This window comes from Plantactinospora veratri (genome assembly GCF_036421995.1).
Taxonomy (GTDB): Bacteria; Actinomycetota; Actinomycetes; order Mycobacteriales; family Micromonosporaceae; genus Plantactinospora; species Plantactinospora veratri.
On record NZ_JAZGQL010000003.1, the window covers coordinates 340,531 to 349,081 of the forward strand.

Consider the following 8,551-nt stretch of genomic DNA (forward strand, 5'->3'; position numbering starts at 1 on the left):
TTTTGGCGGGTGGTGGTCCGATGCTGCCCTGTTGGGCGGCATTCTCGACGTTCCGGGGCCACCCGACTACCTGAAGTGAACGATCTTCGGAAAGTCTGTGCTGCCTCGGTAACATTCCACCGTTCGCCCCTGGCACGACTTCGCAGAAGCCCTCAAGATGGTCAGGTGCCCGGCCGCCATCGCATGCGTAGAAGTATCCGAGGGGCGGGCGCCATCGCCAGCGCGATGGCGCTCGTCCTCGTCGCGGTGGGAGGGTGGTTTGGCTATCAGCAGTGGACGAGTTCCGACTGCTCCGGAGAGCTGACGCTCACCGTCGCCGCGGCGCCGGAGATCGCTCCGGCCATCGAGAAGACCGCCGCCGACCTGAGCGCCGACGAAGTCGAGGTCGACGGTCTCTGCGTCGCCGTCCAGGTCACCGCCAGCGAGTCCGTGGACGTGGCCGCGGCCGTCGCCGGACAGCACGGTGTGTCGCTCTCCGAGGTCGGACAAGCCGGGGGCAGCACCGCGCTCCCCAACGTCTGGCTCCCCGACTCCTCCACCTGGCTGCTGCGGCTGCGCCAGCAGGCACCCGCGTTCGCGCCGCAGAACAACACCTCGGTGGCGCGCAGCCCCGTGGTGGTGGCCATGCCGGAGCCGCTCGCCACCACGGTCGGCTGGCCGGAGAAGAAGCTCGGCTGGAAGGACCTGCTCGGCAGGATCACCAGCGGACCTCAGCTCAAGACCGGTCTCGTCGAGCCGAGCCGGGACGCGGCCGGGCTCTCCGGGCTGCTCTCGCTGGCCACCGCCGCCCAGTCCGGTGGCGGGGCGCAGGCCCAGCAGAAGACCACGGCCGCCCTGCGGGCCCTGGCCACCGGCGCCTCGGCGGTCCGCGAGGAGCTGATCGCCCGGTTCCCCCAGGCGACCGACCAGACGTCCATCGCCCGCGGACTGGGTGCCGCGGCACTCTCCGAAGAGGACGTCATCGAGTTCAACGCCAAGAAGCCGCCGGTTCCGCTCGCCGCCCTCTATCTGGAGCCCGCACCGATCTCGCTCGACTACCCGTACGCGGTGATGCCCGGGACCGAGCCGGCCAAGGCGGCGGCCGCCGAGAAGCTCTTCGCCGCGCTCGACACCGACGCCTTCCGCCGGCAGCTGGCCGGGCAGGGGCTCCGGGCGCCGGACGGCACCTGGGCCGACGGCTTCGCACCGCCCCGGGGCGCGCCGAGCCCCGCCGGCACCCAGCCGGCACCGACCACCGCGGCACCCAACCCCGGCGGTACGGCCGGTGGCGGCGACGGTGCGACCATCGAGCGGGTGCTCTCCAGCTGGGCGGTCGCCACCCAGTCCGGCCGGATGCTGGCGATCATCGACATCTCCGGCTCGATGTTCGAGAAGGTGCCGACCGCCAACAACGCGACCCGGATGCAGGTGACGCTGGAGGCGGCCAAGCGCGGCCTCGCGCTCTTCGACGACTCCTGGGCACTCGGCCTCTGGGTCTTCTCCACCGAGTTGAACGGCTCCCGCGACTACCGTTCGCTGGTACCGATCGGCCCGATGTCCGCGCAGCGGGAGCAGTTGGAGAGCAAGCTCGCCGCCATCACCCCCAAGCGGCTCGGCAACACCGGCCTCTTCGACACGATCCTCGCCGGCTACAAGGCGGTGCAGGACGACTGGCAACCCGGCCGGGTCAACTCGGTGGTGATGCTCACCGACGGGAAGAACGAGGACGAGAACGGGGTCAGCCAGTCGCAACTGCTCGCCGAGCTGAAGCGGATCAAGGACCCGGACCGCCCGGTCCAGGTGATCATCATCGGCATCGGTGCCGAGGTCAGCAAGGCCGAGTTGGACTCGATCCCCAGAGTGACCGGTGGGGCCGCCTTCGTCACCGAGGACCCGGCCAAGATCGGCGACATCTTCCTGCAGGCGATCGCCGCCCGCAGGGAGGCGCCTCCGCGCTGACTCCGGCTCCGGTCGCGGCCGGCCCGCCGGCCGCGATCCCGCTCGACCGCCCGCCCTACCGGCCAGTGCCGGTACGGCGGGCGTCGCGCTTCTCCGGCCGACACCACCGGTCCGAGAACGTGAGCAGCCGGGGTACCGGCGACGCAAACAAATGACAGTAATCTGTCGGAAGCTCTCAGTGATGCCCCCGGTAGGTGAAGATGTCGAGGTGCCTCGGGGGCCGCTCTGCCAGGGCAGCGAGCGGCTGACCGGGTGTCCCCTGGAGCGAGGGAGGGCCGGTGACGTCGGCGACACTGCTGAGCCCCACCACGATGCCTCCAGAGCCCGCCTCGGGCGCATCCGCCTCGTCATCCCGGACACGTCAGCGCGGCTACATCCGGGCACTGCTGGTGCTCGACACCGTCATCCTGGTGCTGGCGGTGATCGGCGGCTACTTCGCCCGGTTCGGCGGTGACGAGCCGCGCGGCTCCGACATCCCGTACGTGATCGTCGGGCCGGCCCTGGTGGTCGCCTGGCTCGTCTCGCTCAAGGCGCTGCGCTGCTACGACCACCGGGTGCTCGGCTACGGCGCCGACGAGTACCGCCGGGTCACCTCGGCCAGCCTGCGGCTCGCCGGGGGAGTCGCGATCACCGGCTACCTCGCCGACGTCGGAGTCTCCCGGGGATTCCTCGGCATCTCGTTCGCGGTCGGCACGGTCGGGCTGGTGGTCGCCCGGTTCGCCGCCCGGAAACGGCTGCACCGGTCCCGGTCCCGGGGCGGCGGCTGGTCCCGGCGGGTGCTGGCGGTCGGCGACACCGCGCACGTACTGGAACTGGTGCACACGCTGCGCCGTGAGCCGTACGCCGGCTACCAGGTGGTCGGTGCCTGCATCCCGGACGCGCTGCTCGCCCCGGTGCCGCAGCGCCTCGGTGACGTGCCGGTGCTCGGCTCGTTCCGGGCGATCGTCGACGCCGCCGCGGCGATCAACGCCGACACGGTCGCGGTGACCGCCTCCAACGAGCTGACCGCCACCCGGCTGCGCCGGCTCGGCTGGCAGTTGGAGGGCACCGGGATCGACCTGGTGCTGGCCCCCGCGCTGACCGACGTCGCCGGGCCACGGATCCACACCCAGCCGGTCGCCGGGCTGCCCCTGATCCACGTCGAGGCGCCGGAGTTCCGGGGCGCCCGGAAGGTCGTCAAGGCCTTCGTGGACCGGGCGCTGGCCGCCACGGCGCTCGCGGTCGCCCTGCCGCTGCTCGCCGCCATCGCCCTCGCCATCAAGCTGGACAGCCGGGGGCCGGTGATCTTCCGGCAGATCCGGGTCGGCCAGGGCGGCCGGGAGTTCGGGGTGTACAAGTTCCGGACCATGGTGGTGAACGCGGACGCGCTCCTGGCCGAGCTGGCCACCAAGAACGAGACCGACGGCCTGATGTTCAAGATGCGGGTCGATCCCCGGGTCACCCGGGTCGGCCGGATCCTGCGCAAGTGGTCCCTCGACGAGCTGCCACAGCTCGCCAACGTGCTGTTCGGGCACATGAGCCTGGTCGGGCCGCGCCCGCCGCTGCCGTCCGAGGTGGCCCGCTACGACGGTGACGTCGCCCGCCGACTGCTGGTGAAACCGGGCATGACCGGCCTCTGGCAGATCAGCGGCCGCTCCGACCTGAGCTGGGAGGACGGCATCCGGCTGGACCTCTACTACGTGGAGAACTGGTCCCTCGCCGCCGACCTGACCATCCTGTGGAAGACCTTCGGCGCGGTGGTCCGGACCCGCGGCGCGTACTGACCCCGGGGCCCCGGACCGTCCCGCCCCGCCGGTGGTGCGGTCAGCTTCCGTACCAGTCCAGGCAGACCACCACGGCGTCGTCCACCAGGTCGCTGCTGCCGACGTACGCCCGCAGGTCGCCGAGGAGTGACCGTACCGCCTCCAGCGGTGCCATCGACCTGGTCCGCCGGACGGACCGGTACACCGTGGTGTCGCCGTACCGGCCGGTGCGGGAAGTCGCGTCGAGGACGCCGTCGCTGACCACGAAGAGCCGGTCACCCGGCATCAACCGGAAACTCTGCGACTGATAGATGGTGCCGTCGAACATGCCGAGCGGAAACTGGTCGTCCAGCGGCTGGTCGAGCACCTCGCCCTCGCGCAGCACGAGCAGCCGGGGCGAGCCGGCATCCACCGCGGTCACCGCCCCGGTGTGCAGGTCCAGCTCCAGCAGCAGCGCGGAGAGGTGCTGGATGCCCTGGTGGTAGGCGTAGATCGCCTGGTCGGCCAGGGCGGCCTGGTCGGCGAGTTCGAGACCGGCCCGGCGGGCGTTGCGCAGCGCGTTGGTGCCGAGGCAGGTGAGCATCGAGGCGCTCACCCCCTCACCCATCCCGTTCATCGTGGAGAGCCAGAGCCGTTGGCCGTCGTCGGCCCAGTCGAAGCTGTCGCCGCGCACCGCGTACGCCGGTTCGAGCTGCCCGGCGAGGCTGAACGAGGGACGGATCCGGCTCCGGCCGGGGAGCAGCTCCCACTGCATCTCGGCGGCGAGGGTGAGCCGGCGGGTCCGGGCGCCGACCGCGTACTTGTCGGTGCCGGGCCGTACCGCGACCAGCTCGTGCGCCAGCGCGGTGGCCGCCTGCGCCAACTCGTCGTGCCGCTGCGGGTCCTCCGGTGCCGGCCTGAGCCGGAGTACGCCGAGCCGCTCGCCGCGCATCGTCACCGGGAGGTGGAGCGCCCCGTCCTGGAGCACCGGGGTCTGGTGGTCGAAGCACCGCCAGGCAGGGGTGCCGGCCCCGACCACCGGGTCGCCAGCGTGCAGCGGCACCAGGGCGGCCAGCCGGTAGTCGACCTGGAGCAGTTCGGTCTCCGCCGTCCCGTACGCCCTGTTCAGCTCGGTGCCGAGCCGTTCGACGACGAGATCCGCCGGAGCCTCGGCCAGGGTACGGCGGATCTCGGCCAACCTGTCGGTCATCGGCGGCCCGCCGCTCGGGGGGCCGTCCGGGCGTACGGTTCCGGATGATCCGGATGGGCTGTGCCGGAACGCACCGGTGCGGCCGAGTGTGTGACGGCGGTAGGGTCAGGATCACCATGGCTGAATCCGGCGGTCCTGGCGGACCGGATCCGACCCTCGCCACCGCGGTGGACACCGCCGCGGCGGCGCTGCTGTCGGTCTGGGACGCGGCCCGGGAGCAGACGAACGGGCGACTCTCCAGCTCGCAGTTGCGGGCGCTGATGGTGGTCGAGCAGTTCGACGGGATCAACCTGCGGGGGCTGGCCGGGATCCTCGGCATGCTGCTCTCCTCGGCGAGCCGGCTCTGCGACCGGCTCGTCGCGGCCGGGCTGCTGGAGCGGGAGCCGGGCCGGGCGGATCGCCGGGAGATCTCCCTGCACCTCACCACGGTCGGTCAGAAGCTGCTGGCCGAGATCCGCGCCGACCGCCGGGAGCGGCTGGCCGAGACGCTCGCCGGGATGAGTCCGGCCGGCCGGCAGGCGCTGCTGCGTGGGCTCGTCGAGTTCGACCAGGCGTTCCGGGCGAACGTGGAGCCGACCGAACGGTCGGCCTGAGCGGGCCACCGGCCGCCCGTCGGCGCGGCCCGGACGCCGGCCCGCGGGAAGACCCGCAGCCCGTCCTCCGGGTCGTCGAGGTGTGCGCATCGGCGCTGGCACTCCTGTCGGCACAGAAGAACCTTCTCGGCCCCCCTTCGGTCCGTGCGGGCCGCAGGTGGAAGTCGGGGCGCGTGCGTCGCGCCCTGCTGGTCGAGAAGGTCCGATGGTTGATGATCGGAATAGTTGTCCGGGGGCAACAATAGCGACCAGACGCTCGGCCCCGCCGCCATGGTCGCCCTGGTTGCGGTGGCCGATTCCATGGTGCCCCGGCGGGACCGGCCGGGCGGGGCGGAACGGGTGACGAGCGGCCGGTCGGGCAGCGTCCGGGGGTGCCCGCGGCTACCGTCCGGCGCGGCCGAGCCACCGGGCGGGCTGCTCCAGCACGGTACGCACGACCGAGCCGGCGGCGCCCAGGGCGGCCGCGTCCCCGCCGAGCAGCGCGGCCCGGACGGTCACCGGTGACCAGGCGGCGGTCAGCACCCGCCGGCGGATCTCGCCCTCGACCGTCGGGGCCAGCCAGCGGGCCAGCGGCGCGTAGACGCCGCCGAGCACCACCGTGTCCACGTCCAGCAGGTTGATCACCCCTGCCACGGCGACCCCGAGCGCGGTCGCCGCCTCGACCAGTGCCCGGTGCGCGGCCGGATCCTCCCGGGTGGCCGCCTCGGCCAGCCGGGCGACCGCCGCACCCGGGGCGGGTGCCGCCGGTCGACCCCGGGCCGGGTCGGTTCCGGCGGCGGGTGGGTCGGTGAGGTGGGCGGCGGCGAGGATGGCCTCCTGGCCGGCGTACTGCTCCAGGCAGCCGCGACCGCCGCACCGGCAGGGCAGCCCCTCGGGGTGTACCGGCACGTGGCCGAGTTCGCCACTCCAGCCCCGGGCGCCCCGGAAGAGGGTGCCGTTCAGCACGATCCCGGCGCCGATGCCGACCTCGCCGGAGATGTAGATGAAGTTGCCGGACTCGGGCGGGCCGGCGTGCAGTTCGCCGAGCGCGGCGAGGTTGGCCTCGTTGTCCACCCCGAGCCCGCGCCCGCCGAGCGCCGGATGCCCGCCGAGCAGCGCCGGTACGTCCACGTCCCGCCAGCCGAGGTTCGGGGCGAGCCGGACCAGCCCGGTGGCGGTGACCAGGCCGGGCACCGCGAGCGCCGTACCGGCCAGGGCCAGGCCCTGCCGGTCCGCCTCGGCCGCCGCCTCGGTGATCAGTTCGCCGACCAGCCCCAGGGCCTCGGCGGGAGGCACCGGCCGGAGGTCGACCCGGTGCACCGCGCGGTGTCGTACCGTCCCGGCGAGGTCGACCAGGATGGCGGCGAGGTAGTCGACGTTGATCTCCAGCCCCAGGCCGGCGGGGCCGTGACCGGCGAGCGTGAGGCCGACCGCGGGCCGACCGGCGCCGGACCGGGGGGTCGGGGCGACCTCGGTGAGCAGCCGTCCGGTGATCAGGTCGTCGACCAGCGCGGAGACGGTGGCCCGGGTCAGGCCGGTGGCGGTGGCCAGGTCGGCCCGGGACGGCGGGCGCCCGGCGGTGGCGATCTGCCGCAGCACCAGGGCCAGGTTGTGCTCGCGCAGGCTCGCCTGGCGGACGGCGGTCACCGCCGCGCCGACCGGCACTGCCGCGGGTTGCGCCACGCTATTGACAATGCCATACCACGGCCAAATAATTCAACCGATAAACAAATCGGCCGGGTTGCCGGGGAGTCACCCCCGGGTTTCGCACCCGCGCCCCACCTCAACGTCGAGTCGGTCTCCCTGGAGGTCAGCCATGGCAGCCCAACCAACCCCTGCCGACAAATTCTCCTTCGGCCTCTGGACCGTGGGCTGGCCCGCCCGCGATCCCTTCGGGGACGCCACCCGGGAGGCCCTCGACCCGGTCGAGGCGGTCAACCGGCTCGCCGAGCTGGGCGCGTACGGGATCACCTTCCACGACGACGACCTGATCCCGTTCGGCTCCGACGACGCCGCCCGCGAGCAGCACATCTCCCGGTTCCGCAAGGCGCTGGAGGAGACCGGTCTGGTGGTGCCGATGGTCACCACCAACCTCTTCACCCACCCGATCTTCAAGGACGGCGGCTTCACCAGCAACGACCGGGACGTACGCCGCTACGCGCTGCGCAAGGTGCTGCGCAACATCGACCTCGCCGCCGAGCTGGGCGCGCACACCTTCGTGATGTGGGGCGGCCGAGAAGGCTCGGAGTACGACGCGGCCAAGGACATCCGGGCGGCGCTGGACCGCTACCGCGAGGCGGTCAACCTGCTCGGCCAGTACGTCATCGACCGGGGCTACGGGCTGAAGTTCGCGATCGAGCCGAAGCCGAACGAGCCGCGCGGCGACATCCTGCTGCCGACGGTCGGGCACGCGCTCGCCTTCATCAACGAGCTGGAGCACCCAGAGCTGGTCGGGCTGAACCCCGAGGTCGGGCACGAGCAGATGGCCGGGCTCAACTACATGCACGGGATCGCGCAGGCGCTCTGGGCCGGCAAGCTGTTCCACATCGACCTGAACGGGCAGCGGGGGATCAAGTACGACCAGGACCTCGTCTTCGGGCACGGCGACCTGCTGAACGCCTTCGCCCTGGTGGACCTGCTGGAGAACGGTGGGCCGCAGGGCGGGCCGGCGTACACCGGGCCCCGGCACTTCGACTACAAGCCGTCGCGTACCGAGGACTTCACCGGGGTGTGGGCCTCGGCGGCGGCGAACATGCGGACGTACCTGCTGCTCAAGGAGCGGGCGGCGGCGTTCCGGGCCGACCCGGAGGTGCAGGAGGCGCTCGCCGCCAGCAAGGTGGCGGAACTGGCCACCCCGACGCTCAACCCGGGTGAGACGTACTCGGACCTGCTGGCGGACCGGAGTGCGTTCGAGGACCTCGACGTGGACGCGGTGTCGGCCCGGGGCTTCGGGTTCGTGCGGTTGAACCAGCTTGCGGTGGAGCATCTGCTCGGGGCTCGCTGAGTGTTTCTTGCCCACCGTTCGCGGTGGTGGGGTCGGGGGGGGGGGCCCCCCGGGGGCCCCCCCCCCCCCCCCCGGCGGGGGGCGGAAACAAACCACCAACCCCACC

6 protein-coding genes are annotated in these 8,551 nt (G+C 72.7%); 4 read left to right on the plus strand and 2 right to left on the minus strand.

Annotated features, from left to right (window positions below; translation table 11 throughout):
* Positions 1-183 precede the first annotated feature (183 nt).
* Entirely contained in the window at positions 184-1,938 is a 1,755-nt protein-coding gene (locus V1634_RS04820; RefSeq protein WP_331206500.1) for a substrate-binding domain-containing protein, read from the plus strand.
* A gap of 278 nt (positions 1,939-2,216) precedes the next feature.
* A complete protein-coding gene (locus V1634_RS04825; RefSeq protein WP_407951712.1) occupies positions 2,217-3,701 on the plus strand; it encodes a sugar transferase in 1,485 nt (494 codons plus the stop codon).
* A 40-nt stretch (positions 3,702-3,741) separates the two neighbouring features.
* Here the strand turns inward: V1634_RS04825 and V1634_RS04830 are convergent, their stop codons facing one another.
* Positions 3,742-4,869: a PP2C family protein-serine/threonine phosphatase gene (locus tag V1634_RS04830; protein ID WP_331206501.1), complete on the minus strand. Its 1,128-nt coding sequence runs from the start codon at positions 4,867-4,869 to the stop codon at positions 3,742-3,744.
* A gap of 116 nt (positions 4,870-4,985) precedes the next feature.
* On the opposite strand from V1634_RS04830, the gene V1634_RS04835 reads away from it, so the two are divergent.
* On the plus strand, positions 4,986-5,462 hold the full coding sequence (locus V1634_RS04835; protein WP_107260285.1) for a MarR family winged helix-turn-helix transcriptional regulator: 477 nt from the start codon (positions 4,986-4,988) through the stop codon (positions 5,460-5,462).
* A 381-nt stretch (positions 5,463-5,843) separates the two neighbouring features.
* Here the strand turns inward: V1634_RS04835 and V1634_RS04840 are convergent, their stop codons facing one another.
* A complete protein-coding gene (locus V1634_RS04840) occupies positions 5,844-7,124 on the minus strand; it encodes an ROK family protein (protein WP_331206502.1) in 1,281 nt (426 codons plus the stop codon).
* 133 nt (positions 7,125-7,257) lie between these two features.
* Here V1634_RS04840 and xylA point away from each other — a divergent pair, with 133 nt between their 5' ends.
* On the plus strand, positions 7,258-8,445 hold the full coding sequence (gene xylA / locus V1634_RS04845) for a xylose isomerase (protein WP_331206503.1): 1,188 nt from the start codon (positions 7,258-7,260) through the stop codon (positions 8,443-8,445).
* Positions 8,446-8,551: the final 106 nt, after the last annotated feature.

What these genes read in the sequence shown, in the direction of transcription:
- xylA (WP_331206503.1), top strand. Translation starts at nt 7,258, where the DNA reads ATGGCAGCCCAACCAACCCCTGCCGACAAATTCTCCTTCGGCCTCTGG.
- V1634_RS04835 (WP_107260285.1), top strand. Translation starts at nt 4,986, where the DNA reads ATGGCTGAATCCGGCGGTCCTGGCGGACCGGATCCGACCCTCGCCACC.
- V1634_RS04830 (WP_331206501.1), bottom strand. Translation starts at nt 4,869, where the DNA reads ATGACCGACAGGTTGGCCGAGATCCGCCGTACCCTGGCCGAGGCTCCG.
- V1634_RS04820 (WP_331206500.1), top strand. Translation starts at nt 184, where the DNA reads ATGCGTAGAAGTATCCGAGGGGCGGGCGCCATCGCCAGCGCGATGGCG.